This is a genomic window from Streptomyces sp. NPDC002536 (assembly GCF_053594995.1).
Window position 1 is genome coordinate 17,237 of sequence record NZ_JBSFWU010000053.1, and the last position, 26,977, is coordinate 44,213.

27 protein-coding genes and 1 riboswitch are annotated in these 26,977 nt (G+C 74.3%); of the genes, 13 read left to right on the plus strand and 14 right to left on the minus strand.

Features of this window, described 5'->3' with window-relative positions:
- Window positions 1-91: 91 nt before the first annotated feature.
- The 3 genes from ACWD4B_RS20185 to ACWD4B_RS20195 are packed head-to-tail and all read right to left on the minus strand — an operon-like array spanning window position 92 to window position 3,403.
- Window positions 92-1,318, minus strand: a complete 1,227-nt coding sequence (locus tag ACWD4B_RS20185; protein ID WP_451422017.1) for an amidohydrolase family protein — start codon at window positions 1,316-1,318, stop codon at window positions 92-94.
- Window positions 1,311-2,606, minus strand: a complete 1,296-nt coding sequence (locus ACWD4B_RS20190) for an amidohydrolase family protein (protein ID WP_451422018.1) — start codon at window positions 2,604-2,606, stop codon at window positions 1,311-1,313. Before ACWD4B_RS20190 ends, ACWD4B_RS20185 begins: the two co-directional genes overlap by 8 nt.
- The gene (locus ACWD4B_RS20195; RefSeq protein WP_451422019.1) at window positions 2,606-3,403 is read right to left on the minus strand and encodes an acetoacetate decarboxylase family protein; all 798 of its coding nucleotides are present in this window, start codon (window positions 3,401-3,403) and stop codon (window positions 2,606-2,608) included. The genes ACWD4B_RS20190 and ACWD4B_RS20195 overlap by 1 nt, the downstream gene beginning before the upstream one ends.
- A gap of 136 nt (window positions 3,404-3,539) precedes the next feature.
- On the opposite strand from ACWD4B_RS20195, the gene ACWD4B_RS20200 reads away from it, so the two are divergent.
- The 4 genes from ACWD4B_RS20200 (at window position 3,540) to ACWD4B_RS20215 (ending at window position 6,923) form a co-directional block, all read left to right on the plus strand.
- Window positions 3,540-4,154: a TetR/AcrR family transcriptional regulator gene (locus ACWD4B_RS20200; RefSeq protein ID WP_451422020.1), complete on the plus strand. Its 615-nt coding sequence runs from the start codon at window positions 3,540-3,542 to the stop codon at window positions 4,152-4,154.
- 152 nt (window positions 4,155-4,306) lie between these two features.
- Entirely contained in the window at window positions 4,307-5,314 is a 1,008-nt protein-coding gene (locus tag ACWD4B_RS20205) for a DEDDh family exonuclease (RefSeq protein ID WP_451422021.1), read from the plus strand.
- 21 nt (window positions 5,315-5,335) lie between these two features.
- The gene (locus ACWD4B_RS20210) at window positions 5,336-6,121 is read left to right on the plus strand and encodes an SURF1 family cytochrome oxidase biogenesis protein (RefSeq protein WP_451422022.1); all 786 of its coding nucleotides are present in this window, start codon (window positions 5,336-5,338) and stop codon (window positions 6,119-6,121) included.
- 46 nt (window positions 6,122-6,167) lie between these two features.
- Window positions 6,168-6,923 (plus strand): SDR family oxidoreductase, encoded by a 756-nt coding sequence (locus tag ACWD4B_RS20215; protein ID WP_451422023.1) that lies wholly within the window; start codon window positions 6,168-6,170, stop codon window positions 6,921-6,923.
- 12 nt (window positions 6,924-6,935) lie between these two features.
- Here the strand turns inward: ACWD4B_RS20215 and amaP are convergent, their stop codons facing one another.
- From amaP to ACWD4B_RS20255, 8 genes are all read right to left on the minus strand, one after another.
- Complete coding sequence (gene amaP, locus ACWD4B_RS20220) at window positions 6,936-7,475, minus strand: alkaline shock response membrane anchor protein AmaP (protein WP_451422024.1); 540 nt, start codon at window positions 7,473-7,475, stop codon at window positions 6,936-6,938.
- A complete protein-coding gene (locus ACWD4B_RS20225) occupies window positions 7,469-8,065 on the minus strand; it encodes a DUF6286 domain-containing protein (protein ID WP_451422025.1) in 597 nt (198 codons plus the stop codon). Before ACWD4B_RS20225 ends, amaP begins: the two co-directional genes overlap by 7 nt.
- Complete coding sequence (locus tag ACWD4B_RS20230) at window positions 8,062-8,394, minus strand: Asp23/Gls24 family envelope stress response protein (protein WP_451422026.1); 333 nt, start codon at window positions 8,392-8,394, stop codon at window positions 8,062-8,064. The genes ACWD4B_RS20225 and ACWD4B_RS20230 overlap by 4 nt, the downstream gene beginning before the upstream one ends.
- Before the next feature lie 2 nt (window positions 8,395-8,396).
- Window positions 8,397-8,588, minus strand: a complete 192-nt coding sequence (locus ACWD4B_RS20235; RefSeq protein ID WP_336412397.1) for a hypothetical protein — start codon at window positions 8,586-8,588, stop codon at window positions 8,397-8,399.
- A 10-nt stretch (window positions 8,589-8,598) separates the two neighbouring features.
- A complete protein-coding gene (locus ACWD4B_RS20240) occupies window positions 8,599-9,024 on the minus strand; it encodes an Asp23/Gls24 family envelope stress response protein (protein WP_451422027.1) in 426 nt (141 codons plus the stop codon).
- 210 nt (window positions 9,025-9,234) lie between these two features.
- The gene (locus ACWD4B_RS20245) at window positions 9,235-10,032 is read right to left on the minus strand and encodes an enoyl-CoA hydratase/isomerase family protein (RefSeq protein WP_451422028.1); all 798 of its coding nucleotides are present in this window, start codon (window positions 10,030-10,032) and stop codon (window positions 9,235-9,237) included.
- Window positions 10,033-10,142: 110 nt separating this feature from the next.
- Entirely contained in the window at window positions 10,143-10,364 is a 222-nt protein-coding gene (locus ACWD4B_RS20250; protein ID WP_043263790.1) for a helix-turn-helix domain-containing protein, read from the minus strand.
- Between the two features lie 369 nt (window positions 10,365-10,733).
- Entirely contained in the window at window positions 10,734-12,332 is a 1,599-nt protein-coding gene (locus ACWD4B_RS20255; protein ID WP_451422029.1) for an ABC-F family ATP-binding cassette domain-containing protein, read from the minus strand.
- A gap of 188 nt (window positions 12,333-12,520) precedes the next feature.
- On the opposite strand from ACWD4B_RS20255, the gene ypfJ reads away from it, so the two are divergent.
- Window positions 12,521-13,411, plus strand: coding sequence for a KPN_02809 family neutral zinc metallopeptidase (ypfJ, locus tag ACWD4B_RS20260; protein WP_451422030.1), 891 nt, complete (start codon window positions 12,521-12,523; stop codon window positions 13,409-13,411).
- A 178-nt stretch (window positions 13,412-13,589) separates the two neighbouring features.
- On the opposite strand, the gene ACWD4B_RS20265 is transcribed toward ypfJ, so the two are convergent.
- The 3 genes from ACWD4B_RS20265 to ACWD4B_RS20275 form a co-directional block, all read right to left on the minus strand.
- Complete coding sequence (locus tag ACWD4B_RS20265) at window positions 13,590-14,978, minus strand: hypothetical protein (protein ID WP_336412402.1); 1,389 nt, start codon at window positions 14,976-14,978, stop codon at window positions 13,590-13,592.
- Window positions 14,979-15,077: 99 nt separating this feature from the next.
- Complete coding sequence (locus tag ACWD4B_RS20270; protein ID WP_451422031.1) at window positions 15,078-16,199, minus strand: alpha/beta hydrolase; 1,122 nt, start codon at window positions 16,197-16,199, stop codon at window positions 15,078-15,080.
- Window positions 16,200-16,271: 72 nt separating this feature from the next.
- A complete protein-coding gene (locus ACWD4B_RS20275) occupies window positions 16,272-16,955 on the minus strand; it encodes a class II aldolase/adducin family protein (RefSeq protein WP_451422032.1) in 684 nt (227 codons plus the stop codon).
- 112 nt (window positions 16,956-17,067) lie between these two features.
- On the opposite strand from ACWD4B_RS20275, the gene ACWD4B_RS20280 reads away from it, so the two are divergent.
- The 8 genes from ACWD4B_RS20280 (at window position 17,068) to cobC (ending at window position 26,940) form a co-directional block, all read left to right on the plus strand.
- Window positions 17,068-18,330 (plus strand): anion permease, encoded by a 1,263-nt coding sequence (locus ACWD4B_RS20280; RefSeq protein WP_451422033.1) that lies wholly within the window; start codon window positions 17,068-17,070, stop codon window positions 18,328-18,330.
- Window positions 18,331-18,343: 13 nt separating this feature from the next.
- Window positions 18,344-18,544, plus strand: a complete 201-nt coding sequence (locus ACWD4B_RS20285) for a hypothetical protein (RefSeq protein WP_451422034.1) — start codon at window positions 18,344-18,346, stop codon at window positions 18,542-18,544.
- A gap of 120 nt (window positions 18,545-18,664) precedes the next feature.
- A riboswitch (cobalamin riboswitch) is annotated at window positions 18,665-18,747 on the plus strand.
- A gap of 118 nt (window positions 18,748-18,865) precedes the next feature.
- Window positions 18,866-19,837: a cobalamin biosynthesis protein gene (locus ACWD4B_RS20290; RefSeq protein WP_451422035.1), complete on the plus strand. Its 972-nt coding sequence runs from the start codon at window positions 18,866-18,868 to the stop codon at window positions 19,835-19,837.
- A complete protein-coding gene (locus tag ACWD4B_RS20295) occupies window positions 19,830-21,344 on the plus strand; it encodes a cobyric acid synthase (RefSeq protein ID WP_451422036.1) in 1,515 nt (504 codons plus the stop codon). Before ACWD4B_RS20290 ends, ACWD4B_RS20295 begins: the two co-directional genes overlap by 8 nt.
- Window positions 21,345-21,420: 76 nt before the next feature.
- Entirely contained in the window at window positions 21,421-23,514 is a 2,094-nt protein-coding gene (locus ACWD4B_RS20300; RefSeq protein WP_451422037.1) for a putative cobaltochelatase, read from the plus strand.
- Window positions 23,514-24,110, plus strand: coding sequence for a cob(I)yrinic acid a,c-diamide adenosyltransferase (cobO, locus tag ACWD4B_RS20305; RefSeq protein WP_451422038.1), 597 nt, complete (start codon window positions 23,514-23,516; stop codon window positions 24,108-24,110). Before ACWD4B_RS20300 ends, cobO begins: the two co-directional genes overlap by 1 nt.
- Before the next feature lie 2 nt (window positions 24,111-24,112).
- Window positions 24,113-25,498, plus strand: a complete 1,386-nt coding sequence (locus ACWD4B_RS20310) for a cobyrinate a,c-diamide synthase (protein ID WP_451422039.1) — start codon at window positions 24,113-24,115, stop codon at window positions 25,496-25,498.
- Window positions 25,495-26,940: an Rv2231c family pyridoxal phosphate-dependent protein CobC gene (cobC, locus tag ACWD4B_RS20315; RefSeq protein WP_451422040.1), complete on the plus strand. Its 1,446-nt coding sequence runs from the start codon at window positions 25,495-25,497 to the stop codon at window positions 26,938-26,940. Before ACWD4B_RS20310 ends, cobC begins: the two co-directional genes overlap by 4 nt.
- Window positions 26,941-26,977: the final 37 nt, after the last annotated feature.

Genomic DNA, 26,977 nt, shown 5'->3' on the forward strand with positions numbered 1-26,977 from the left:
GCACCATAAACGCGGCAACCGGGCCGCGGCTAGGGGTTGTTACCGTCGGGTACCGAACGAGGTTACCTGGGGTTCCAAGGTCACCGGAGAGTCACCACGCCCGCACCGGTGCGTCGCGGACGAAGACGGGGCTGGTGGCGCCCGGCGGTACGGCCTCCAGGGGCTCGGCGGTCTCCGCCGCCTCGGGGCCCACGCGGGCGGCGATCGTGGCGAGGAAGGCGAGGTCGAAGCCGTACACACGGGCGGCGTTGCCGCCGAGCATGGCGGCGGTCTCCTCGGCGGGCAGGCCCGCGTAGGCCAGGCGCAGGGCCTCGCGGGAGTAGGGGTGGGTGCCCTCGTCGTGCGGGTAGTCGCTGCCCCACATGATCTTGTCGATGCCGATGCGGTGGCGCAGCGGCACCTCGTGCGGGCGCATGAAGCTGGCGCCCGCCGCGCAGTTGGCGTGCCAGTACGCGCTCGGGCGGCGGCGCACCGAAGTGGCCAGCCCGGCGCCGAACTTGGACTCGGCGGTGTTCGTGCGACGGCCTCCGGGGACCAGGCGGGCGTAGTAGTAGTCGAGGGTGTCCAGGACGCCGGGGATCCAGGCCGTGCCCTGTTCGGTGAGGACGAGCCGCAGGTCGGGGTGGCGGTCGAAGGCGCCGCCGAGGATCAGGTGCCACAGGGCGCGGTGGGAGAACCAGGTGGTCTCCACCATGAACACCGCGCGGGCCGCCGGGTCGTCGCCGAGCGGCGGCGAGGCGGAGCCGGCGTGGTGGTTGACGGGGACGCCGAGTCCGGCGCAGACGGCCCAGAGCGGGTCGTAGCAGGCGGAGTGGAGTTCGGGCAGGCCCGAGCCGGGCGGGGTGCCGGGCAGCAGGACGCCGCCGGTGAGTCCGGCCTCCTTGGTGCGGCGCACTTCGCGCACGGCCTCGTCCACGTCGTTCAGGAGGATCTGTGCGACGCCCGCGCGGCGGCCGGGGGCCGCGGCGCAGAAGTCGGCGAGCCAGCGGTTGTGGGCGCGCAGGCCGGCCCAGCGGAGCTCGTAGTCCTCGCGGGTGGGAGCGGGGGCGACGAGGGAGGCGCTGGGGAAGAAGGGCGGGATGGTGTTGGGGAAGACGACTTCGGCGACGATGCCGTCGGCCTCCAGCTCGGCGAGCCGGAGGTCGGAGTTCCAGTTGCGTTCGGCGGCCTCGGCGAGCAGGTCCTCGTGCGGGTTGACGTATGTGGCCGCCCAGGCGTCGAAGGCCTCGTGGTACCGGCGCTCCAAGTAGGGCCGGTAGTCGAGGAGATCGGCGCCGGCGTGGCAGTCGGCGGATACGACGGTGTGGCGGTCAGGCATCGTTCACCCCGGTGCGCGGGAAGTCCTCGCCGGTCAGCCAGTGCCGGCCGGTCTCCCGGGACCGGGCCCAGGAGGCCTCGACGGCCCGCTGGTCGGCGGGCTGGCCCAGGTCGTCCGGGGTGGGGCCGATGCGGGCGGCGAGCGGGGCGAGGGCGCGGACGTCGAAGCCGAACGCCCCGGCGGCGGACAGGCCGAGCATCCTGCGGGTCTCGGCGACGGGGATGTCGTGGAAGGTGGTGCGCAGCCAGGCGCGGGTGTCGGGCCAGGTGCCCTCGGGGTGGGGGAAGTCGGAGCCCCACAGGATGTTACCGACGCCGATCTCGTAGCGCTGGGCGAGTTCGCGGCGCTTGGTGTTGGTGGCGCAGACGAAGACGTTGCGGTCGAGGTACTCGTGGGGCGGGCGGGTCAGCCCGGCGAAGGGCGAGAGCTTCTTGCCGCCGTGGGCGCCGAGGTAGAGGCGGTCCATGAACCACAGCAGGTTGGGCAGCCACCAGCAGCCGGACTCGGCGATGCCGAAGCGCAGGTGCGGGTGGCGCTCGAAGACGCCGGACCACAGCAGGAACCACAGCGGGCGCGCGGGCCACCAGGTCACCTCGGTGACGTAGATGCCGAGGTGGTCGCCGTACTCGTGGCGGGGGGTGGCCCCGGAGTGGGTGAGCACGGGCATCCCGGCCGCGGCGGCCGCCGCCCAGACGGGGTCGTAGCCGCGGTCGTGGTACGGCCTCCCCTCCCCCCACATCGCCGGGATCATCAGCGCGCCCAGCCCGGACTCCTTGGCCCGGCCGATCTCCTCGACGACGCGTTCCACGGGGGCGGTGACCGGCAGCAGGGCGACGCCGCAGTGCCGTTCGGGGTGCGCGGAGCAGAACTCGGCGAGCCAGCGGTTGTGGGCGCGGGCGCCCGCCGTGCCCAGCTCGGGGTCGTGGTCGCCGGACAGGCCGAGGCCGACGCCGAAGGGCGCGGCGGTGCGGCTGTCCACGGCGTCCGCGTCGGGGAAGACGACCTCGGCCGCGACCCCGTCGCCGTCGAGCTCCTTGATCCGCTGCGCCGCGTCCCAGCCGCCGCGCAGCCCCTCCTCGTGCTCCTCGAACCACCGGGCGGCGAAGGTCTCGTTGCGCACGCCCAGGCGCGTCATCTCCTCCCGGCGCGCGGTGCGCTGGGCGAGGAAGTCGTCGAAGGCGCGGTGGAAGCGCCGTTCCAGGTACGGGCGGTACTCCTCGGTGGGGAGTCCGGCGTGGCAGTCGGAGGAGACGATCAGGTACGGGTCGCGGTCGCCGTCGCGGTCCATCACACGCTGCCTTCCGGGGGGCCGTCGAGGATCTGGTGCGCGTCGTCGTAACGCTGGTGGATGTACGGCAGCAGGGCCTCCGCGGGGACCCGGGCGACGACGCGGCCGTGCTGGGTGGTGGCCCGCTCCCCGAACGTGATCTCCGCCGGGCGCAGCACGGGCAGGTCGGCGACCGGGTCGTACGCCGACTCGCGCAGCACCACCTCGCCGGTGACCGCCTCCAGCCTGCGCACCCGCTCCGTGCGGGTGCAGTGCACCAGGACGGGGGCGGCGTCGAAGCCGGTGCCGTCCACGCCCGGCAGGAACTTGAAGTAGAAGTCCAGCCGCTCGCTCTCCGGCGGGAGCGGCAGGGCGCCGGAGACCGTGCCGCGCACGTCGAGGAAGTCGATGCCGTGCCGGGAGAGACGGGCGCGGAGCGCCGCGCCCTCGCGCTCGATCACGACCTCGCCCAGCTTCTTCGGCTCGCCGAACACCTCGCGTCCGCCGGTCAGGGCGCGCTCGTGCGTCATCGGCATCACCAGCGGGTACCAGCCGTCGCGCCCGTCGTGCCGTGCGGCGATCGCCACCGAGCCGGCGCCCAGGGGGTAGCCGCGCAGGGCGACGGTGCTGACGGAGGCCCGGACGAGCGGGCGGGCCGGCGGTTCGAGCGGGGGCGGCAGGACGGCCGCGACGGCGTCCGGGTCGGTCTCCCACAGGGCGGTGACCCCCGTGGACCAGATGTCGGGCAGCCGGGCCGCCGCCTCGCGGGCCGCCGTGATCTCCGCGGCGCCGCGGGGGCCGTAGCGGATGCGTGCCATGCCGTACCACCTCTCGGTCGGAGCAGCAGGTCTGCAAGCGGTTCTGCAAGCAGCTCTGTAAGCAGCTCTGTAACAGGGTTACAGCGCGGGCGGCGCCGGGTAAAGACCCGTGCACACAGGGGAGTTGGGGGGGCGCATGGCGGAGAGGCTCACCCGCGAGCAGGTGCTGGGGACCGCGGCGCGGCTGGTGCGGGAGCGCGGCCCGCGGGCGCTGACGATGCGCGCCCTGGCCGCCGAGCTGGGCACGGCCGTCACGTCGATCTACTGGCACGTCGGCGGGCGCGAGGCGCTCGTGGACGCCCTCGTCGAGCGGACACTGCACGAGTTCGCCGCGATCCGGCCGGCCGGGCGGACCCCGCGGACACGCATCGTCTCCATCGCACGGGCGCTGCGCCGGGAGCTGCTCGCCCGGCCGCACCTGATCGCGATGGTGCACGAACGCGGACTGTCGGAGCGGATGTTCCTGCCCGCCCGGCGGGCGCTGGTGCACGAGGTGCACGCAGCCGGGTTGCGCGGGGCGCGGGCGGCGGAGGCGGTGCAGGCCGTGCAGTTCCAGGTGGTGGGGCACGTACTGGTGGAGCGGAGCCGGGCCCGGGCGCCGGAGCCCGTTCCCGGCTCGGGCGAGGAACGGGTCCTGGAGCAGCCCCTCGACCGGGCCCTTGAGCGGGCCCTGGCCCGGCAGCCGGATGCGGAGCGGGTGTTCGAGGTGGCGGTGCGGGCGCTGGTGGACGGGCTGTTGCGGGCCCCGTAAGGGGTGAGCTCTTCGACTGCGGGTCATGTGTGGCTGGTCGCGCAGTTCCCCGCGCCCCTGTCGGGGCACGTCCCACTTACGGGTGGCCGGATCATGTCTCCCCTGACGACCGGATCCCTCGTTGTCAGTGCGGGCCCGTATCCTCTGTGACCATGCTCGAAGACCGATCCGCCGCCGCACCGCCCAGCCCGTGGCCGGCCGCCTATCCGCAGGGATACGCGGTCGTCGACGTGGAGACCACGGGGCTCGCCCGCGACGACCGGATAGTGTCGGCTGCCGTCTACCAGCTGGACGCCCGGGGCGAGGTCGAGGACCAGTGGTACACGCTGGTCAACCCGCAGCGCGATCCCGGCCCGGTGTGGATCCACGGGCTCACTTCCGAAGTCCTCGCGGACGCACCGCTGTTCAAGGACATCGCGGAGCCCTTCGCCGAGCGGCTGGCCGGGCGGGTCCTCGTCGCGCACAACGCCGCCTTCGACTGGTCGATGATCTCCCGCGAGTACGCCCGTGCCCAGGCGGAGGTCCCCGTGCGGCAGCGGTTGTGCACGATCGCGCTCTCCAAGGAGCTGCGACTGCCGCTGCCCAACCACAAGCTGGAGTCGCTCGCCGCGCACTACGGCGTCGTGCAGCAGCGCGCCCACCATGCGCTCGACGACGCCCGGGTGCTCGCCGAGGCGTTCCGGCCCAGCCTGCACCTGGCGGCCGAGGCGGGGGTGCGGCTGCCGCTGCTGGCCTGCCAGCCGCTGACGGAGTGGTCGGACGGCCCGGCGGCGGGCACGCGGTCGGCGACCATCGGATATCAGCCGTCCTCCTCCTACGGGTACCGGCCGCAGACCTGGCGGCCCAGCCGTAAGCGCCCGGCCTGCCCGTATCCGAACCCGGGGCGTTACAAACCGGGTGAACAGCTCATTCAGGGCATGCGGGTGGCGTTCTCCGGCGACACCTCCGTCGACCGCGAGCTGCTGGAGGACCGGGCCGTGGAGGCCGGGCTGCACGTGGCCACCAGCGTCTCCCGGCTCACCAGCCTGCTGGTCACCAACGATCCCGGCTCCCCCACCTCCAAGACGGCCAAGGCCAGCTCCTTCGGCACCCCGGTCGTCGACGAGGCCGCCTTCATGCAGCTGCTGCTGCACGTGACCCCGGCGCAGAGCAGGGCCTAGCCACCGGGTACCGTCGAAGGCGTGTACCGCTTCCTGTTGTCCCGGCAGTGGGTGATCCTCACCCTCGTGGGGATCGTCCTCGTCCCGGTGATGGTGCGGCTGGGTTTCTGGCAGCTCCACCGTCACGAGCACAAGGTCGCGCAGAACAACCAGATCGCCCGCAGCCTGGCCGCCGACCCCGTGCCCGTGACCGGGCTCACGGCCCCCGGCCGTGAGGTGGCCGGCTCCGACGTGTGGCGCCAGGTCACCGCGAGCGGTACGTACGACGCCAAGGACGAGGTCGTGGTCCGGCGCCGGACCGACGACAACGGCCACCAGGGCTACTTCGTCCTCACCCCGCTGCTGCTGGAGGACGGCCGGGCCGTCCTCGTCAACCGCGGCTGGGTCCCGGCCGGCGACGATCCGATGCGCTTCCCGGACGTCCCCGCCGCCGCCTCCGGCAAGATCACCGTCACCGGCCGGCTCAAGCAGGACGAGACGACGGCCGCCAGCGGCATCAAGGACACCGCGGGCCTGCCGCCCCGCCAGGTGATGCTGATCAACAGCGAGCAGCGGTCCAAGGCCATGAACCGCCCGGTGCTGGCCGGCTATATCGAGCTCGTCGACCCGGCCCCCAAGGACGGGCCCAAGCCCGTGGCCGCCCCCGACCACAGCGACATCGGCCCGCACCTGGCGTACGCCATCCAGTGGTGGCTGTTCGCCGGAGGCGTCCCCGTCGGCTGGTTCATCCTGGTCCGCAGGGAACGCCGCGACCGCCTGGCGGCGGCAGCCGTCCCGGAGACGGCTGCCGCGGCGAGCGCCTCGTAGGCACGGCTCTGCTGCCGACCCGGCAGCGCACGGCAGACTGACGTCCATGGATCTCGGACTCAAGGACAAGGTGTACGTGCTGAGCGGCGCAAGCCGCGGGCTGGGGTTCGCCGCCGCCCGTGAGCTCGCCGCCGACGGTGCCCGGCTGGTCGTCTCCGGCCGGGACGGCGACGCCGCGGCGCGGGCGGCCGCCTCGCTGGGCACGGACGCGGTCGGCGTCGCCGCCGACAACGCCGACCCCGCGGCGGCGGAGCGGCTCGTCGCCACCGCCCGCGAACGCTTCGGCCGCCTCGACGGCGTCCTCATCAGCGTGGGCGGCCCACCGCCCGGTTCGGCGGACGGCAACGACGACGACCAGTGGCGGGCGGCCTTCGAATCGGTCTTCCTCGGCGCGGTGCGGCTGGCGCGGACGGCGGCGGAGGCGCTGACCGAGGGCGGGGTGATCGGCTTCGTGCTGTCCTCGTCGGTGTACGAGCCGATCCCCGGGCTGACGATCTCCAACGGGCTGCGGCCCGGCCTCGCCGGCTTCGCCAAGTCCCTCTCCGCGGAGCTGGGGCCGCGCGGCATCCGCGTGGTCGGGCTGCTGCCGGCGCGGATCGAGACGGACCGGGTGCGCGAACTCGACGCGCTGTCCGGGGACTCGGAGGCCGCCCGGGCCCGGCACACGGCGCGGATTCCGCTGGGGCGGTACGGCACGCCGGAGGAGTTCGGCAGGACGGCGGCTTTTCTGCTGTCGCCTGCGGCGTCGTACATCACCGGTGTGATGCTGCCTGTTGATGGCGGGGCGCGGCACGGCATTTGAGACAGGGGTGCGCTACTCCACCCGCTCCGCGCGGTGGCGTACCGCGCGGAGTCTGATCTCCGCCGGGAAGCGGGGCAGGCCGGTGGATGTGCGGGCCGGGGCCAGCACCTCCTGGTGCAGCCGCTGCAGGGCCGTGACGGGTGTGGCGTGCGGGGCGAGGATCAGGGTGATCCTGGCCTCGGGGGCGGTGCGGTGGCCGGTGAGGGTCACCCGGGCCCGGTCCACTCCGTCCAGGGCCCCCGCCTCGGCCTCCAGCACCGCCTCCAGCGCCCGTCCCCGCACCACTGCCGTCCCGCCGTCGCCGCAGTCCACGACCACCTCGCGCAGCCGGCGCCGGTGCAGCTGTGCGAGCAGCCACCACAGCGCGAGCAGGACGAGCACGGACAGCACGGCGATGACCGTCGGCCACCACCAGCCGTGGGCACGCCACTTGTGGCGGTCGGCGGTGCTCAGCAGCACACCGTGGGGGCGGCCGGCCAGGACTGCGGTGCCGAGTGCCAGCAGCACGAGGCCGGCCAGCCCGACCAGCGCCCGGTTGACGGCGCTCAGCACCGGGCCCTCACCACCCGCACCGTCAGTGCGGGCTGCCGGGCCAGGCCCAACTCCCGCACGCCGTCGGCCAGTACGGCGTCCACGTCCACGCGGACCTCGTCCAGGTCCCGGAAGTGCGCGCGGGCACGGGCCCGGACCCTGCGGCGGCCGACGTCGACCCGTGCCCACTGCACCCCGGAGACCGCCATCACCCGGTCACGCAGCACCAGTTCGGCGGCCGTGCGGTCCAGCCCGGCCCGCACGTCCGGGGTGTCGCGGCGCAGGGGCAGCAGCCCGCGCAGCCCGGGCGTGACGGCCAGGGCGATCAGCCAGCAGCCCGCCAGAACGGCGGCGGCCGCGCACCAGGTCGCCCAGGCGCCGTCGAGGGGGCGAGTGGCCAGCTCGTGCGCGAGCCGGCGGCGCCAGGGCATCGCGGGGCGGGACGTGCGGACGGCGACGACGTCGTGGAGCAGGATTCCCGAGGCGCCCAGCACGACGGCCGCGACGAGGGCGGCGGGCACCCGGCGGACGGACCGGAAGCGCCGGGCGCGGTGGGGGTACCTCTGGGGGCACCCCCAGCGGTAGCTGGGGGAGGTAGCTGGGGGAGTCATCGCACCCGCTCCCGGCCCTCGTCCAGGTGCGGCGAGCGCAGCCGCTCCACGGTGACCGCCACCTCCGGGACCTCCAGACCGGCCAGCTCCGCGACCCGCTCGGCGATCCGGGACCGGACGGCACGGCAGCGGGCGCCGATGTCCGTCGGGTACTCCAGCTCGACGGCCACCCGGACGCGGGCCGTCCGCCCGTGCACCGTCACCGTGGCGTGCGGGAGCGTGCCGTCGACGGCCTCGCGGGCCGCCTGTGCGGCGATCTTCGCGACGACACCGTCGGCGATGCGCGTCGCACCGCGCTCGCCGGGTGCCACCGGCTGCCCGTCCCGCATCCCTACCGCCGCCGCCCGCCGCGGTTCCGGGTACGGAAGAGGTCGCCCGGCTCCAGGTCGCCGTCCAGGAGCCGGCCCGCCACGAAGCCGACGGCGCCCAGGGCCGCCACCAGCAGAAAGGCCCCGAAACCGCCGAAGTATCCGGCGAATCCGAGCGCCATGCCGGCGATCAGGCCTGCCACGGCCATGCTCATCGTGCGCTCCCTACTGGATCCTGGGCTCCGGCTCTTCCTCGTCCGGGCCCTCGTCCGGCAGCTTGACGTCCGTCACGGCGATGTTGACCTCGACGACCTCCAGGCCCGTCATCCGCTCCACCGCCGCAATGACGTTTTCCCGCACGGCGCGGGCCACATCCGCGATGGCGACCCCGTAATCGACGACGATCTCCAGATCCAGCGCGGTCTGGACCTCGCCGACCTCCGCCTTCACCCCCCGGGTGAGGGACCGGCTGCTCCCGGGCACCCGGTCCCGCACCGCACCGAAGGTGCGGGACAGCCCGCTGCCCATGGCGTGCACCCCGAGCACGTCCCGGGCGGCGAGCCCGGCGATCTTCTCGACGACGCCGTCCGCAATGGTGGTCCGGCCGCGTTCGGCGGGCGGCGGCTGCGGCTTGTTCGGGGTGTCGGCCATCGTCGACCGCCTCTCGTCCGGGGGACGTCCAGCTGCCACCCTAGGACGTGTCCGGCGGATCTGCGCCCCGTAGGGGGCGCAGGGAACTGCGCGACCAGCCACCGATGGCCTGCGGCCGACGCACTGCCCCGGGGACGGGTGTCATCTGCGGGCGCGCCGTGGTTGCTCGCGCAGTTCCCCGCGCCCCTTACGGGGCGCCATGGCGCGCGGCTACTCCCCCAACCCCGCCAGATCCCTCAGGCGCCGCGCCTGAGCGGCTCGTTCGGCTGCACGCTGCTGGTCGTACGTACGACCAGCCGCCCCGCGCAGCAGGGCCTTGGTCTCGATGACCGCATCCCGCGGCGCGGCCAGCAGCGCGGCCGCCAAGTCGGCCGCGGCGGCGTCGAGTTCCGTGCCCGGCACGACGAGATTGGCCAGGCCGGTCCGCTCCGCCTCCTCCGCGTGGACGAAGCGGCCCGTGGCGCAGATCTCCAGCGCCCGGGCGTAGCCGACCAGTTCGACGAGCGGCTGCGTGCCGCCCAGGTCGGGGACCAGCCCCAGGCTGGTCTCGCGCATGGCGAACTGCACGTCGTCCGCGCAGACTCGCAGGTCGCAGGCGAGGGCGAGCTGGAAGCCCGCACCGATCGCATGGCCCTGCACGGCGGCTATGGAGACGAGGTCGGTGCGCCGCCACCAGGTGAACGCCTCCTGGTAGGAGGCGATTTCGGTGTCGAGCGCCTCGTCGGTGCCGCGCGCGAGGTCCAGGAAGGACGGCTCGCCGTCGAAGCCCTCGGGCGTGAACGCCTGCCGGTCGAGCCCCGCGGAGAAGGACTTGCCCTCGCCGCGGAGCAGCACGACGCGCACGCTGCCGGGCAGCTGCCGGCCCGCCGCGGTCAGGGCCCGCCACAGGGCGGGCGACTGGGCATTGCGCTTGGCGGGACGGTCGAGCGTGACCGTGGCAACGGCACCGGTGTCGTCGACGGTGAGCCGGACGCCGTCCTGGTCGAGCAGAGTCTTGCGGGCAGTCATGGGGGCCTCCGAGTGGCCGCAGTCGCATGGAAGACGTACTGCACAGTAACCACCCGGTCGACGGGTCGGCCGACCGGGTGGGCTGCCCACAACTGACTTGTCGCGCGACGTCAGACCGAGGCGGCCTTCTTGCCGCGCGTCGCTCCGCCGCGGCCGCGCAGGACCACGCCGGACTCGCTGAGCATCCGGTGCACGAAGCCGTAGGAGCGACCGGTCTCTTCGGCCAGCGCCCTGATGCTCGCACCAGCGTCGTACTTCTTCTTCAGGTCTGCCGCGAGCTTTTCGCGCGCGGCGCCGGTCACCCGGCTGCCCTTCTTCAAAGTCTCGGCCACCCGTGCCTCCTCAGGGGGAGATGCGCCTCTTGTCTCTCATGATCACCCCTAGGCGGCGTCCTGGCCACCCATTCGGCAAGGTCCATGGGAACTCCGTGGGAAACGGATCCCGTGTTTTCCGGCCGCACCAGGGCCCGGAGCAGGCGATTCCGTCCGGATCCGCTCGTACGGCCGTCCGGGTGGCGGAGTGAAGAGGCAGGTCAGAGGGGGCACTGGAAGCACTCCCGGGGCGGGGGTCCGGCAGCCGGGGCGGCGCGTGCGCCGGAGCGCACCGCGACACCCCTGTACGAGTCGTCATCACTCAGATGATGGATCACGCATCGGCCGAATGATCGGGACGGCCCCGATCACGGCCGGCGGGGCCCCGCGTCAGGCCAGGGCGACCAGGTCGGCGTAGTCGGGGCCCCAGAGGTCCTCGACGCCGTCCGGCAGGAGAATGATGCGCTCCGGCTGGAGGGCGTCGACGGCGCCCTCGTCGTGGGTGACCAGCACGACCGCGCCCTTGTAGGTACGCAGGGCGCCGAGGATCTCCTCGCGGCTGGCGGGGTCGAGGTTGTTGGTGGGCTCGTCGAGCAGCAGCACGTTCGCCGAGGAGACCACCAGGGTGGCCAGGGCGAGACGGGTCTTCTCGCCGCCGGAGAGGACGCCCGCGGGCTTGTCCACGTCGTCGCCGGAGAACAGGAACGAGCCCAGCACCTTGCGCACCTCGACCAGGTCGAGATCGGGCGCGGAGGACCGCATGTTCTCCAGGACCGTGCGGTCCGGGTCGAGCGTCTCGTGCTCCTGGGCGTAGTAGCCCAGCTTGAGGCCGTGGCCCTCGACGACCGCGCCGGTGTCGGCCTTCTCGACGCCCCCGAGCAGGCGCAGCAGGGTCGTCTTGCCGGCGCCGTTGAGGCCGAGGATGACGACGCGGGAGCCCTTGTCGATGGCCAGGTCGACGTCGGTGAAGATCTCCAGCGAGCCGTACGACTTCGACAGGCCCTCCGCCGTCAGCGGCGTCTTGCCGCAGGGCGCGGGGTCGGGGAAGCGCAGCTTGGCGACCTTGTCGGAGACGCGCACCGCCTCCAGACCCGAGAGCAGCTTCTCGGCACGGCGGGCCATGTTCTGCGCGGCGACGGTCTTGGTGGCCTTGGCCCGCATCTTGTCGGCCTGGGAGTTGAGGGCGGCAGCCTTCTTCTCCGCGTTCTGCCGCTCGCGCTTGCGGCGCTTCTCGTCGGCCTCGCGCTGCTGCTGGTAGAGCTTCCAGCCCATGTTGTAGACGTCGATGACCGAGCGGTTGGCGTCGAGGTAGAAGACCTTGTTGACGACGGTCTCGACGAGGTCGACGTCGTGGGAGATGACGACGAAGCCGCCGCGGTAGGTCTTGAGGTAGTCCCGCAGCCAGGCGATCGAGTCGGCGTCGAGGTGGTTCGTGGGCTCGTCGAGCAGCAGGGTGTCGGCGTCGGAGAACAGGATCCGGGCCAGCTCGACGCGGCGGCGCTGACCGCCGGAGAGGGTGTGCAGCGGCTGGCCGAGCACCCGGTCGGGCAGGCTGAGCGCGGCGGCGATGGTGGAGGCCTCGGACTCGGCGGCGTACCCGCCCTTGGTGAGGAACTCCGTCTCCAGGCGCTCGTACTTCTTCATCGCCTTCTCGCGGGTGGCGCCCTTGCCGTTCGCCATCCGGTCCTCGTTCTCCCGCATCTTGCGCAGCACGGCGTCGAGGCCGCGGGCGGAGAGGATGCGGTCGCGGGCCAGCACCTCGAGGTCGCCGGTGCGGGGGTCCTGCGGGAGGTAGCCGACCTCTCCGGAGCGGGTGATGGTGCCGGACGCCGGGATGCCCTCACCCGCGAGGCACTTGGTGAGGGTGGTCTTGCCGGCGCCGTTGCGGCCGACGAGGCCGATGCGGTCGCCCTTGGCGATGCGGAACGAGGCGGACTCGATGAGGATGCGCGCGCCGGCGCGCAGCTCGATACCGGAGGCGGTGATCACGGAAGGACTGCTCCTGGGCAGGTCGGACGGCGGACGGGACGGACTGCGGTCGAGCGACGCCGTCTAATGCACAGGGAGATATGCCATAGGGAGAAGTCTAGCGGGGACGGGCAAGTCGATTTCCGGGCCGCCGACCGCCGCTTCGCGGATACTCGGGGTGACGGACCGGGTACGGAAGGCGGCGGGGCATGCAGTTCGACGACGACGCGGAGCTGGACACCTCCCAGGTGCAGGACCGGCGGGGCGGCGGTATCCCCGGCGGCGGGGTCACCATCGGCGGCGGGATCGTGGGCCTGCTGGCCCTGGTGCTGGGGCTGTTCTTCGGCATCGGCCCGCAGGAGCTGGGGCTGTCCTCGGGGGGCCAGTCCCCGACGGCGACGTCCAGTACGGACGCGCAGGTCGCGCAGCACTGCCGCACGGGCAAGGACGCCAACACCCGGCAGGACTGCCGGATCGTCGCGGTCGTCAACAGCGCCCAGTCCTTCTGGAGCCAGGAGCTGGCGCGGCGGGGGAAGACCTACACCCCGGCGTCGACGGTCTTCTTCACCGGCCAGGTGCAGACCGCCTGCGGGGCCGCGACCTCGGCGGTCGGCCCGTTCTACTGCCCCGGCGACCGGAAGGTCTACCTGGACCTGGGCTTCTTCGACGAGCTCAAGACCAAGTTCGGGGCGAGCGGCGGCCCCTTCGCCCAGGCCTATGTCGTGGCGCACGAGTACGGGCACCACATCCAGAACCTGCAGGGCACCCTGGCCCGCACCCAGGGCGGCGAGAAGGGCGCCAACAGCGCGTCCGTGAAGGTCGAGCTGCAGGCCGACTGCTACGCCGGGGTGTGGGCGAAGCACGCGACGACGACACCGGAGAAGTCCACCGGCAAGCCGCTTGTCACTCAGCTGACGCAGAGTGACATCAAGGACGGACTTTCGGCGGCCGCGGCGGTCGGGGACGACCGCATCCAGGAGAAGTTCCAAGGGCGGGTCACTCCGGAGAGCTGGACGCACGGGTCTGCTGCGCAGCGGCAGCAGTGGTTCACGACGGGGTACTCGACGGGCGACATGGGACGGTGCGACACGTTCCGGTGACGGGGCGCCCCGTAAGGGGCGCGGGGCTGTTCACATATGCGGCTTCGCCGCGTGGACGCGACCAGGCGCCCCGTAAGGGGCGCGGGGAACTGCGCGATCAGCCCCCACCGGCCCGCAGCCGACGCACCACCCCGGAGGTCAGGGGCGCAGCCCCGCGCCCCTGAGGGGGCGCAAAACCTCAGGCCCCTCCCCGGTGCACCTGGAACGCCGCCCGGCGCACCGCCTTCGCCAAGGCAGGATCCGGGTGCGCAGCAGCCAAGGCCACCAGCACCTGGACGGTGCGGGGATGCCCGACGGCGCGGACCTCCTCCAGAAGCCCCGGCACGGTCCCCTGCACCGCCGAGTCCAGGTGCCGGACCAGCAGGCGGCTCTCGCCGTGGTCGGCGACGGCCGCCGCCGTGTCCACCCACAGCCAGGTGGCCTCCTCGCGGGTGAGCACCCCGGCCGCCTCCTCGGGGTCGCTGCCCTCGTGCTCGGCGATCCACAGCAGCGCGTACGGGCGCAGGCACGGCTCCTCCGCCACCGTGCGCACCGCGCTCTCCGCGGGGGCGCCGACGGCGCGCAGGGCCTCGAAGGCCAGGCCCCGGACCATGGCGTCGTCGCCGCGGGCCGCGTCGAGGAGCTCGGCGACCGCGCTGCGCACCGGCCGGGCGGCGAGCCAGGCCCGGTACTCGGCGCGGGCCGGGCCGGGGGTGAGGTCGGCGCAGCCGCGCAGCATGGCCTCGGCGCCCAGCTCGATGTTGCCCGCGGGGCTCTGGGCGGCCACGCAGATCTGTTCGAGCTTGACCCACACCGCCCAGTTGCCGAGCGGGGTGAGCACGGCGGCGCCGTCGCGCACGACGAGCGCGCCGACCGAGGCGAGGGCCTCCAGGGCCCAGCCGAGCAGGCCGGGCAGCGGGTCGGGCCCGCCGGGGGCGGGGGCCGCGGGGACGGGCCGGCCGCCGTCGTAGGGGATCTCGCAGCGCTCGGCGCGGATCTCGGCGACGCGCTGCTGGAGCAGGTCGAGCAGCATCGCCTCGGCGACCGGGCCGGCCGACAGGTGCATGACGGACAGCAGCTGCGGCACCGCCTCGACGACCTCGGCGGCCACGGCGAGGTCGGTGCCGGCGGGCTCGGGGTGGGCCAGGGACCAGGCGTCGAAGAGCGCGACCCAGCCGCGCAGCACGGCGCTGTCGTCGCGGTCCCAGGCGGTCAGCCGCCAGCCGGGGCGGGCGGTGCCGCCGTGCAGCTCCAGGAGCCCGGCGAGCCGGGCCCGGTCCCAGTCGGAGCGCACCTGCCCGGCCGTCAGTCCCAGGGCGTCCGCGGCCCGTCCGGCGGCGTCGGCGAGTCCGCCGGGGCCCGCCACCGAGGCGCCGCGCAGGCACGCGTCGGCGGCCCAGCGGGCCAGCCGGACCGCGCCGGTGAGTCCGGCTCTGGCCTGCTGGGCGAGTTCCGCCCGGGCCGGTGTGCCCGCGGGCGGGCGGGGCGCCGGTCGGGAGCCTCGGTTCGCCACTGCCCGGCGGGCGGCGGCGATCGGCTGTCGCGGAACGAGTCTGAGCCGGGAGTCGCGCGGAGTACGGGACGTCACAGGAGCAGTCTTGCCGTTCACGCTCCGAAAACCCAATCGGAATCAACTATCCGGCCGCGCACGCCTGCTGACGGGAGGCTCCGGGCGCACGCGCGGAAGCTACATCAGGGGCGTCAGGAAGCGCCGCAGGGCCTCCTCGCAGCCCTGCGGGTCGGCGTTCCACGCCCCGGCGTGCCCGGCCCCGCGGGCGGTGTGCAAGTGCATCAGATCGGGTCGGCGCGCGACGAGTTCGCGGGAGTGCTGCAGGGGTGCGACGGTGTCGTCGGTGCCGTGCAGGACGAGCGCCGGAACGGCGAGCCGGGTGGTGTCGGCGGCGGCGAAGAGCCCGTCGGCGGTCAGGCCCGTCCTGCCCTCGGCGGCGCGCACGGCGAGGCCGAGCAGGGCGCCGCGGGCGCGGTGCCGGGCCAGGGAGCGCAGGGCGGCCTGCCAGTCCAGGACCGGGGAGTCGAGGACGAGGCCGCTGACGCGGTCGCCCACGGCGGAGTCGAGGGCGGTGAGCAGGGCCATGGTGGCGCCGGTCGACCAGCCGTAGAGCACCGTGCGCCGGGCGCCGCTGCGCACGGCGTGCCGGACGGCGGCATCGAGATCCCGCCATTCGACGGCGCCGAAGTGGCCGATTCCGTGCGGTGGCCGCGGGGCTCCGGGGTCGCCGCGGTAGGAGACGGAGAGCACGGGGAACCGCAGGCGCTGCAGGAACGGCAGCACGTTCAGGGGGTGCGCGCGGGTCGTGCCCAGGCCGTGCGCGGCGATCACCCAGGTGTCGCGGACGCCGGGGACGAACCAGGCGGGCAGCGGCCCGAGCTCGCCCGCCACGTCCAGGTCGGTGTGGTGCATGCCGAGCGCCTCCTGCGGGCCGCCCGTGTAGAGCTGCGGGGTGAGCCAGACCCGGGCGCCGGGCTCCAGGGCGCCGTCCGCGACGCTCTCCAGGTGCCGTACGACGCAGTCGTGCGGGTGCGAGACGTCGGCGACGACGGGGCCGACGACGGCGTGCAGCCCCGGCCCGGCGAGCCCGTAGGTGCCGGGGCGGAGCGTGGCGGGGGTGCGGGTGAGGGTGACCGTCACCGCGTCGGCGGTGTGGACGGCCACGTGCTGCTCGCCGGGCAGGGGGCCCGCGGAGACCTTGAGGGCAGCGTCACCCGCGTACCGCCCGGCCGCCACCGCGGCCGCTCCGGCACCGATCAGGGTCGTGACGGCCGCGGCCGTCGCTCTGCGCAGGAGCATCCCTTCCAGTGTCGGCCGGGGCGACCGAAGCGGCCAGTGGGCCGGATCCGCGCCCCTTACGGGGCGCCGCGCTCAGCCGGGCTGTCCGTACCCGGCGAGCCGGACACCGGCGGTGGCGAGCTGTTCCGGGTCCAGCAGCGCGGGGGTGCGGCCGGGGACGGAGGCGGCGGCGAGCCAGACCCTGCACATCCACTCCAGCTGGGCGGTGCGGTCGTAGGCCTGGTCGAGCGTGGCGCCGTGGGTGAGCGTGCCGTGGTTGCGCAGCAGGCAGCCGGTGCGGCCGTCGAGCGCCTGCAGTACGCCGCGGGCGAGTTCCTCGCTGCCGTAGAGGGCGTAGGGCGCAACCCGCGGCGGTCCGCCGAGGACCCCCGCCATGTAGTGGACCGGGGGCAGTTCGTCGACGAGCGTGGAGACGGCCGTGGCGTGGACGGCGTGGGTGTGCACTATCGCTGCGGCGTCGGTGGCGCGGTAGACGGCGAGGTGCATGGGGAGTTCGCTGGTGGGTCTCAGCTCGCCGAGGATCTGTCGCCCGTCGAGGTCCACGCCCACGGCATCTTCGGGGCGAAGCCGGTCGTAAGGGACGCCTGTCGGCGTGACGAGCACCACATTTCCCGCCCGTGCAGAGACGTTTCCGGACGTGCCCACAACCAGTCCGTCAGCAACGGTGCGGCGGGCCGCGGCCACCACGGCGGCCCAGGCCTCGGGGATTCCTGCGGGTATCCGGGTGGAGCGGGCGTGCTTCTCGCGATTCGTCATCGACATCACCCTCCGGTTGTGGCCGACACGCGTCCCTGTCCAGTTCACCTTCCGTTCACCCAGGATCCCTACGGTCGCCGCGTACTGACCATCGAGCTGATTGCCTGGGTGAATGGAACACATCACGCTTCTCATCGGGATCGTGATCGTCACGGCCTTGGTGTTCGACTTTACGAACGGTTTCCACGACACGGCCAACGCCATGGCCACCACCATCTCCACCGGGGCGCTCAAGCCCAAGGTGGCGGTGGCGATGTCGGCAGTGCTGAACCTCGTCGGCGCATTCCTGTCCGTGGAGGTCGCCAAGACCATCTCCGGCGGCATCATCGACGAGAAGGCCGGAGTCAGGCCCGAGATCATATTCGCCGGCCTCGTCGGCGCGATCGTCTGGAACCTCCTGACCTGGCTGGCAGGTCTGCCCTCCAGCTCCTCGCACGCCCTCTTCGGCGGCCTGATCGGCGCCACGCTGGTCTCGGTCGGCTCCCACGGCGTCCACGCGGACGCCGTCGTCATGAAGGTCGTCATCCCCGCGGTCGCCGCACCGATCGTGGCGGGCGTCGCGGCGACGGCCGCGACCCGGCTCACCTACCGCCTGGCGCGCGGCCGCGACGAGCAGGAGACCGCCAAGGGCTACCGCGCCGGGCAGATCGCCTCGGCCGCGCTGGTCTCCCTCGCCCACGGCACCAACGACGCCCAGAAGACGATGGGTGTCATCACCCTCGCGCTGGTCACCGGCGGCGTCATCGCCCCGCACTCCGACCCGCCGCTGTGGGTCATCGTCTCGGCGGGCGTGGCCATCGCGCTCGGTACGTACCTGGGCGGCTGGCGCATCATCCAGACGCTCGGCAAGGGCCTCACCGACATCAAGCCGGCCCAGGGCTTCGCCGCCCAGACCGGCGCCGCGACGGTGATCCTCGCCTCCTCGCACATCGGCTTCGCCCTCTCCACCACCCAGGTCTGCTCCGGCTCGATCATGGGCGCGGGCCTCGGCCGCAAGGGCGGTGTGGTGCGCTGGTCGACCGCCGGGCGCATGGTCGCCGCCTGGTGCCTGACGCTGCCCGCGGCGGGCATCGTCGCCGGCGGTGCCGCGTTCCTCGCGGACCAGGGCGACTGGGGCATCACCGCGGTCGCGGTCCTGGCGCTGGCCGCCTGCGGTGCCATCTGGCTGGCCTCGCGCCGCAAGCCGGTCACCCACGACACCGTGAACGGGACCGCCGCCGTGCCGCACGTCGGCCCCGCGGCACCCGCCGCCTCCGAGCCGGCCGGTGTGGTCACCGCCGCCCTCCAGGCCGTCGCCCCGCCGCCGGCCGGGCCGATCTCCCCGACCACCGACGCCGGGCGGCCCGCCGCCGCCCCGGCCGCTGCCGCGAGCTGAAGGACGACACACCATGCACATCGACTGGGCAGCTCTCGGCCAGGTCTTCGGCGTCAGCCTCGTGGTGACGGTGGCTCTGGTGGGCTTCTTCACCCTGGGCATCGTCGGCACGACGTCCCGCGCGACGGCGGCCGCGCGCACCGGCGCGTACGCCTGCTACGCGCTGTGCGCGGCGGCCGTGGGATACGGCATCTTCCTCATCGTGGGGAAGTAGCACCCCGACTCCGCAGACGGCGGGTGGACCGGTAACACCAGTCCACCCGCCTTTTGTTCGAATTGACGCCCCTTCCCCGGGCGTGGTGGACTGCCCAACGCCAAACGGCGACAGCCACAGAGGAAGCCGGTGCGAATCCGGCGCGGTCCCGCCACTGTCACCGGAGAGCGCGCCGCGCAGCGCGCGCCCGGGAGCCAGGAACTCTGGTCGCCGGTCACGTCGAGCCAGGGCGCGGACCCTGAGTGAGGACACATCGCCATGCCCGGCTGCCGCCCACCTCGTCGTCCCGGACTCAGGTACCTCGCCACGGCGGTCTGACCGGTGCCCGTCGAAAGCCTCGGACTCGCGCTCGGCTGCCTCGGTGACCTCCTGCTCGGCGACCCGCAACGCGGCCATCCCGTGGCCGCGTTCGGCCGTGCCGCGCACGCCGTCGAACAGCGCCTGTGGCGCGACCACCGCGGCCGCGGAGCCCTGCACACCCTGCTCTGCGCGGGCGGCGCCGCAGCCGGTGCCGGGCTGCTCGCCCGTACCGCCCGCCGCTCCCGCCACCACCGCGCCGCCGGCGTCGCCCTGACCGCGGCCGCCACCTGGGCCGTTCTGGGCGGCACGTCGCTCGGCCGCGAGGCGCGGGCCGTCGGCGCCGCGCTCGGGGCGGGCGATCTGGCCGCCGCCCGGGAGCGGTTGCCGCACCTGTGCGGGCGCGACCCGCAGGCCCTGGACGAGCAGCAGATCGCGCGGGCGGTCGTGGAGTCCGTCGCCGAGAACACCTCCGACGCGGTCGTCGGCGCCCTGGTGTGGGGTGCCCTCGCCGGGGTGCCCGGGCTGGTGGGCTTCCGTGCCGTGAACACCCTGGACGCCATGGTCGGCCACAAGTCCCCGCGTTACCGCCGCTTCGGCTGGGCCTCGGCCCGGCTCGACGACGTCGCCGGCTGGCCGGGCGCCCGGCTGACCGCCGCGCTCGCCGTCCTCGCCGGGCCCGACCCGCGCGGCGCCTGGCGGGTGGCCCGGCGCGACGCGTCCCGGCACCCGAGCCCCAACGCGGGCCCGGTGGAGGCCTCGTTCGCCGGGGCCCTCGGGGTGCGCCTCGGCGGCACCCTCGCCTATGCGGGGCGCGTCGAGCACCGGCCGGTGCTGGGCGCGGAGAACCGCCCGGTGGAGACCGCCGACATCGAACGGGCCGTCCGGCTCTCGCGCCGGGTGTCGCTGCTGGCCCTCGCGGTGGCTGTCGCCGGGCGCCGAGTGGGCAGTGTGTTCGTGAACAGGACCGTCAAGAGGAGCAGCACGGGTGGGTAAGCGGGGTGGGGGCCTGCTGGTCGCGGGGACGACCTCCGACGCGGGCAAGAGCGTGGTGACGGCCGGGATCTGCCGCTGGCTGGTCCGCAAGGGCGTCAAGGTCGCGCCGTTCAAGGCGCAGAACATGTCGCTCAATTCGTATGTGACGCGCGAGGGCGCCGAGATAGGCCGGGCGCAGGCCATGCAGGCGGCCGCGGCGCGCGTCGAGCCGAGCGCGCTGATGAATCCGGTGCTGCTCAAGCCCGGTGGCGACCGCAGCAGCCAAGTGGTGCTGATGGGGAAGCCGGTGGGCGAGCTGAGCGCCCGCGGCTACCACCAGGGCCGCCAGGAGCAGCTGTTCGGCACCGTGACGGACTGCCTGGAGCAGCTGCGCCGCACGCACGACGCGGTGATCTGCGAGGGCGCCGGCAGCCCCGCCGAGATCAACCTGCGCCGCACGGACATCGTCAACATGGGCATCGCGCGGGCCGCCCGGCTGCCCGTGGTGATCGTCGGAGACATCGACCGGGGCGGGGTGTTCGCCTCGTTCTTCGGCACGACGGCCCTGCTGTCCCCGGAGGACCAGGAGCTCGTGGCGGGCTACCTGGTCAACAAGTTCCGCGGCGACGTGTCGCTGCTGGAGCCCGGGCTGGAGATGCTGCGCGGCCTGACGGGCCGGGCCACGGTGGGCGTGCTGCCGTTCGCGCACGGCCTGGGCATCGACGAGGAGGACGGCCTGCGGGTCTCCCTGCGGGGGACCGTGCGGGAGTCGGTGGTGGCTCCGCCGCACGGGCGCGACGTGCTGCGGGTCGCCGTGTGTGCGGTCCCGCTGATGTCCAACTTCACGGACGTGGACGCGCTGGCGGCCGAGCCGGGCGTGATCGTGCGCTTCGTCGACCGCCCGGAGGAACTCGCCGACGCCGACCTGGCCGTGGTGCCCGGCACGCGCGGCACGGTGCGCGCGCTGGCCTGGCTGCGCGAGCGCGGCCTGGCCGACGCCCTCGCGCGGCGGGCGGCGGAGGGCCGCCCGGTGCTGGGCGTCTGCGGCGGCTTCCAGGCGCTGGGCGAACGCATCGAGGACGAGGTCGAGTCGAAGGCCGGTGCGGTCGAGGGCCTGGGCCTGCTGCCGGTGCGGGTGCGGTTCGCCGTCGAGAAGACGCTGGCCCGCCCGGTGGGCGAGGCGCTGGGCGAACGGGTGGAGGGCTACGAGATCCACCACGGCGTCGCCGAAGTGCTGGGCGGGGAAGCCTTCTTGGACGGCTGCCGCGTGGGTTCCGTATGGGGCACGCACTGGCACGGCTCGCTGGAGAGCGACGGCTTCCGCCGGGCGTTCCTCCGCGAGGTCGCCCGCGCGGCCGGGCGGGACTTCGTCCCGGCACCGGACACGAGTTTCGCTGCGCTGCGCGAGGAACAGCTGGACCGCCTGGGCGACTTGATCGAACAGCACGCCGACACGGATGCGCTGCTGCGCCTCATCGAGGACGGGGCGCCGGCGGGTGCCCCGTTCATACCGCCGGGGGCGCCGTGAGCACCGCGTGGGCGCGACCGGCCCCGGACGGCCCGCAGCCGAATCACCACGTCCATGCCCTTGAAGGGGGTACCTGATGGCCTCGCCCACCTACCCGTTCACCGCCATCGTCGGCATGGACGACATGCGACTCGGCCTCCTGCTCAACGCGATCTCGCCGTCCATCGGCGGCGTGCTCGTCCGCGGTGAGAAGGGCTCCGCCAAGTCCACGGCCGTGCGCGGCGTCGCGGCCCTGATGCCGGCGATCGACGTCGTCACCGGCTGCCGCTTCTCGTGCGACCCGGCGGCGCCCGACACCGAGTGCCCGGACGGCCCGCACGGGACCGGGCCCGCAGGCACCCGCCCCGCCCGGGTGGTCGAGCTGCCCGTCGGCGCCTCCGAGGACCGTCTCGTCGGCGCGCTCGACATCGAACGCGCGCTGTCCGACGGTGTGAAGACCTTCGAGCCCGGCCTGCTGGCCGACGCGCACCGCGGCGTGCTGTACGTGGACGAGGTCAACCTCCTCCACGACCACCTGGTCGATCTCCTCCTCGACGCCGCCGCCATGGGCGCCTCCTACGTCGAGCGCGAGGGCGTCTCCGTACGCCACGCATCCCGCTTCCTCCTCGTCGGCACCATGAACCCCGAAGAGGGCGAACTGCGCCCGCAGTTGCTCGACCGCTTCGGGCTGACGGTCGAGGTCGCGGCCTCCCGGGAGACGGACGAGCGCGTCGAGGTCGTGCGCCGCCGCCTCGCCTACGACGAGGACCCGGCGGCCTTCGCCGCCAAGTGGGCCGCGGAGGAGGACGCCCTGCGCGAGCGCATCGCCGCCGCGCGGGCGCTGCTGCCGGACGTGCGGCTCGGGGACGGCGCCCTGCGCCGGATCGCGGCCGTGTGCGCCGGGTTCGAGGTGGACGGCATGCGCGCGGACATCGTCACCGCGCGGACCGCGACGGCCCTGGCCGCCTGGGCGGGGCGCACGGACGTGACGACCGAGGACGTGCGGCAGGCGGCGCTGCTGTCGCTGCCGCACCGCAGGCGGCGCAACCCGTTCGACGCCCCGGGCCTGGACGAGGACAAACTCGACGAGATCCTGCGGCAGTTCGAGAACGACGAGGACGACGACCCCGAGCCGGAGCCGGACCCGTCGGGCCCGGAGGACGATCCGGACGGCAGCGGTCCGGACAACGGCCCCGGCAACGGCCCCGACGACGGCGGGCAGCCCCCGCAGGACGTGCCGCCCCAGCGGCAGGACCCGGCGGCGGACGCCCCGCAGCCGGACAACTCCCCCGCCTCGCAGGAGGGTTCGGCACCGGAGCCGGCATCCGGCGACAGCGGCGACGCCCCCGAGGCCCCCGCCGTCGCCGCGGCGGAGCCGTTCCGCACCCGCCGGTTCGACGTGCCCGGCCTCGGCGAGGGCGCCGACGGGCGCCGTTCGCGCGCGCTCACCGCGCACGGCCGGACGACGGGGGCGCGCCGCCCGCGCGGTGCGCTGTCCCGGCTGCACCTGGCCGCCACCGTGCAGGCCGCCGCCCCGCACCAGCGGGCGCGCGGGCGCAGCGGCCCGGGCCTGGTGATCCGCCGCGACGACCTGCGGGAGGCGGTGCGCGAGGGACGCGAGGGCAACCTGGTGCTGTTCGTGGTGGACGCCTCCGGGTCGATGGCGGCCCGGAAGCGGATGAGCGCGGTCAAGGGCGCGGTGCTGTCGCTGCTGATGGACGCCTACCAGCGCCGCGACAAGATCGGCATGATCACCTTCCGCGGCACGGAGGCGACGCTGGCGCTGCCCCCGACGTCGTCGGTGGAGGCGGGCGCCGCCCGGCTGGAGAAGCTGCCCACCGGTGGCCGCACCCCGCTGGCCGCGGGCCTGCTGCAGGCCCACGAGGTGCTGCGCGTGGAGCGGATGCGCGACCCGTCGCGGCGCCCGCTGCTGGTCGTGGTGACCGACGGCCGCGCGACGGGCGGCCCGGAACCGCTGCCGCGGGCGCGGCGCGCGGCCGGGCTGCTGGCGGCCGGGGGCACGGCCTCGGTGGTCGTGGACTGCGAGTCCGGGCCCGTACGGCTCGGCCTGGCGGGCGAGTTGGGCCGGGCCCTGGGCGGCCCGGTGGTCACCCTCGACGAGCTCCGGGCGGACAATGTCTCCGCACTCGTGAAGACCGTACGTACCGACAACAGCAGGAGGGCGGCGTAATGCCCCAGGGACAGCCGACCGTCGTGCCCGACGACGGGCTCACCACGCGCCAGCGCCGCAACCGGCCGCTGGTGTTCGTCCACACCGGCGTCGGCAAGGGCAAGTCCACCGCCGCCTTCGGGCTCGCGCTGCGCGCGTGGAACCAGGGGTGGCCCATCGGGGTGTTCCAGTTCGTGAAGTCCGCGAAGTGGCGCGTCGGCGAGGAGCGGGCGCTGCGCGTGCTCGGCGACACGGGCGAGGGCGGCACCGTGGCCTGGCACAAGATGGGCGAGGGCTGGTCCTGGGTGCAGCGCGACCTCGCCGCCGGCGAGGAGGCGGCGCGCGAGGGCTGGGAGCAGGTCAAGCGGGACCTGGCGGCGGAGACGTACAAGCTGTACGTGCTCGACGAGTTCGCCTACCCGATGCACTGGGGCTGGGTCGACACCGACGAGGTGGTCTCGGTGCTGCGCGACCGCCCCGGCACCCAGCACGTGGTGATCACGGGCCGCAACGCCCCGGAGAAGCTGATGGACTTCGCCGATCTGGTCACCGACATGTCCAAGGTCAAGCACCCGATGGACACGGGCCAGAAGGGCCAGAGGGGCATCGAGTGGTAAGTGTGAACGTCCCCCGGCTCGTCATCGCCGCCCCGGCGTCCGGCAGCGGCAAGACGACCGTGGCCACCGGCCTGATGCGGGCCTTCGCGGACGCCGGGCTCGCGGTGTCCCCGCACAAGGTGGGGCCGGACTACATCGACCCCGGCTACCACGCCCTGGCCACGGGCCGGCCGGGCCGCAACCTGGACGCGTACATGTGCGGCCCGGAGCGGATCGCTCCGCTGTTCCTGCACGGGGCCGCGGGCTGCGATCTCGCCCTCGTCGAGGGCGTGATGGGCCTGTACGACGGGGCGAGCGGGCAGGGCGAGCTGGCGTCGACGGCGCATGTGGCGAAGCTGCTGAAGGCACCGGTGGTGCTGGTGGTGGACGCGTCGTCGCAGTCGCGGTCGGTGGCGGCGCTGGTGCACGGCTTCGCGTCCTGGGACCCGGAGGTCCGGGTGGCCGGGGTGATCCTCAACAAGGTCGGCTCGGACCGCCACGAGGCCATTTTGCGCGAGGCGCTGGCGGAGTCGGGGGTGCCGGTGCTGGGTGCGCTGCGGCGCGTCCCGGGGTTGAACACCCCGAGCCGGCATCTGGGACTGATCCCGGTGGCGGAGCGGCGCGCGGAGGCGGTGGCCGCGGTGGCGGCCCAGGCGGCCCAGGTACGGGAGGGGTGCGACCTGGAGGGGTTGCTGGCCTTGGCGCGGAGCGCGCCGGCGGTGCCGGGGGAGGCGTGGTCCGCCGACTGCGGGCCGTCCGTGGCTGATCGCGCAGTTCCCCGCGCCCCTTCGGGGCACGGCCCCCGCCCCGTGATCGCGATCGCAGGCGGTGCGGCGTTCACGTTCTCGTACACGGAGCACGCAGAACTGCTCACCGCGGCCGGTGCCGAAGTCGTCACCTTCGACCCGCTGCGGGACGAGTCCCTGCCCCCGGGCACCCAAGGCCTGGTGATCGGCGGCGGCTTCCCCGAAATGCACGTGGCGGACCTGTCCTCAAACGCACTCCTCCGCAAGGAGGTTGCCGCCCTCGCGGCGACCGGCGCACCCGTCGTCGCCGAATGCGCAGGCCTCCTCTACCTCTGCCGCACCCTCGACGGCAAGGAGATGTGCGGCGTCCTGCCCGCCGACGCCCGGATGTCCGAGCGCCTCACCCTCGGCTACCGGGAAGCCGTGGCCCTCGCGGACAACTGCCTGGCCGTCGCGGGCACTCGCGTCCGCGGACACGAGTTCCACCGCACGGTGGTCGAACCGGCCGCGGGCGACAGCCCGGCATGGGGCTTCACGCACCCCGCCCGCCGCACAGAAGGCTTCGCCTTCGCCGGCGTCCACGCCTCCTACCTGCACACCCACTGGGCAGGCGCCCCCGCCATGACCCACCGCCTCGTCGCACAGGCGGCGGCCCGCGCATGACCGCCGCCCTCTACCTCGGCGTCGGCGCCCGCCGCGGCACGACGGCCGACGAGATCCTCGCGCTCGCCGGGCGCACCCTGGCCGAGGCCGGCGACGGTGCCGGCACCGTCGCGGCCCTGGCCACCGTCGAGGCCAGGGCGGACGAGCCCGCCGTGCTCGTCGCCGCCGAGCGGCTCGGCGTGCCGCTCCGCGTCTACTCCCCCGACGAACTCGCCGCGCAGGCGACCCCGCACCCCTCGCAGACCGTCCTCTCCGCGGCCGGGACACCGTCCGTGGCCGAGGCCGCCGCGCTGCTGGGCGCAGGGCCCGGCGGCGTCCTGCTGGTCGGCAAGCGGAAGTCGGCGCGGGCGACCTGCGCCGTGGCCGTCGCCGCCCCCCGTACCGTCTCTCCGAAGGCCCCCATGCACGAACCCGACCTGCGGCACCACGGCGACGCGGAAGTACGCGGCGCGGGCGCCGAGTTGACCGATCTCGCGGTCAACGTGCGCTCCGGCACGCCCCCGCAGTGGCTGCGCGAGCGCATAGCCGACTCGCTCACGGGCCTGGCCGCCTACCCCGACGGGCGTGCCGCGCGGCGCGCCGTGGCCGCGCGGCACGGGCTGCCGGAGGAGCGGGTGCTGCTCACGGCGGGCGCCGCCGAGGCGTTCGTGCTGCTGGCCCGGGCGCTCGGCGTGCGCCGGGCCGTCGTCGTGCACCCGCAGTTCACCGAGCCGGAGGCGGCGCTGCGGGACGCCGGGCACACGGTGGAGCGGGTGGTGCTCGACGCGGCGGACGGCTTCCGCCTGGACCCGCGGGCGGTGCCGGGGGACGCGGACCTGGTGGTCGTGGGCAACCCCACCAACCCCACCTCCGTGCTCCACCCGGCCGCGCTCCTGGCCCGGCTGGCCCGGCCGGGCCGGACCCTGGTCGTGGACGAGGCGTTCATGGACGCGGTGCCGGGCGAGCGCGAGTCGCTGGCGGCGCGGACGGATCTGCCCGGGCTGGTCGTGCTGCGCAGCCTCACGAAGACGTGGGGGCTGGCGGGCCTGCGCATCGGCTACGTGCTGGCCGCGCCGGACACGGTGGCCGCGCTGGAGCGGGCGCAGCCGTTGTGGCCGGTGTCGTCGCCGGCGTTGGTGGCGGCGGAGGCGTGTTGCCTGCCGGCGGCTGTGGCGGAATCGGGGCGGGCGGCATGCGGGGTCGCCGCGGACCGGGCCTATCTGGAGGCCCGGTTGACCGAGTTCCCATCGGTGACGGTGTGCGGGCCGGCGGCGGGTCCGTTCCTGCTGCTGCGCCTGCCTGATGCTGCGGCCGTACGAATCCGCTTGCGCGGGCTGGGGTTTGCGGTGCGGCGCGGGGACACGTTCCCGGGCCTGGGCCCGGAGTATGTGCGGGTTGCGGTCCGGGACAGGGAGACGTCGGACCGCTTCGCGGAGGCGCTCGCGTCGGCAGTAGCCCCGTAAGGGGCGCGGGGCAGCTACTCCCCCAGCTACCGCTGGG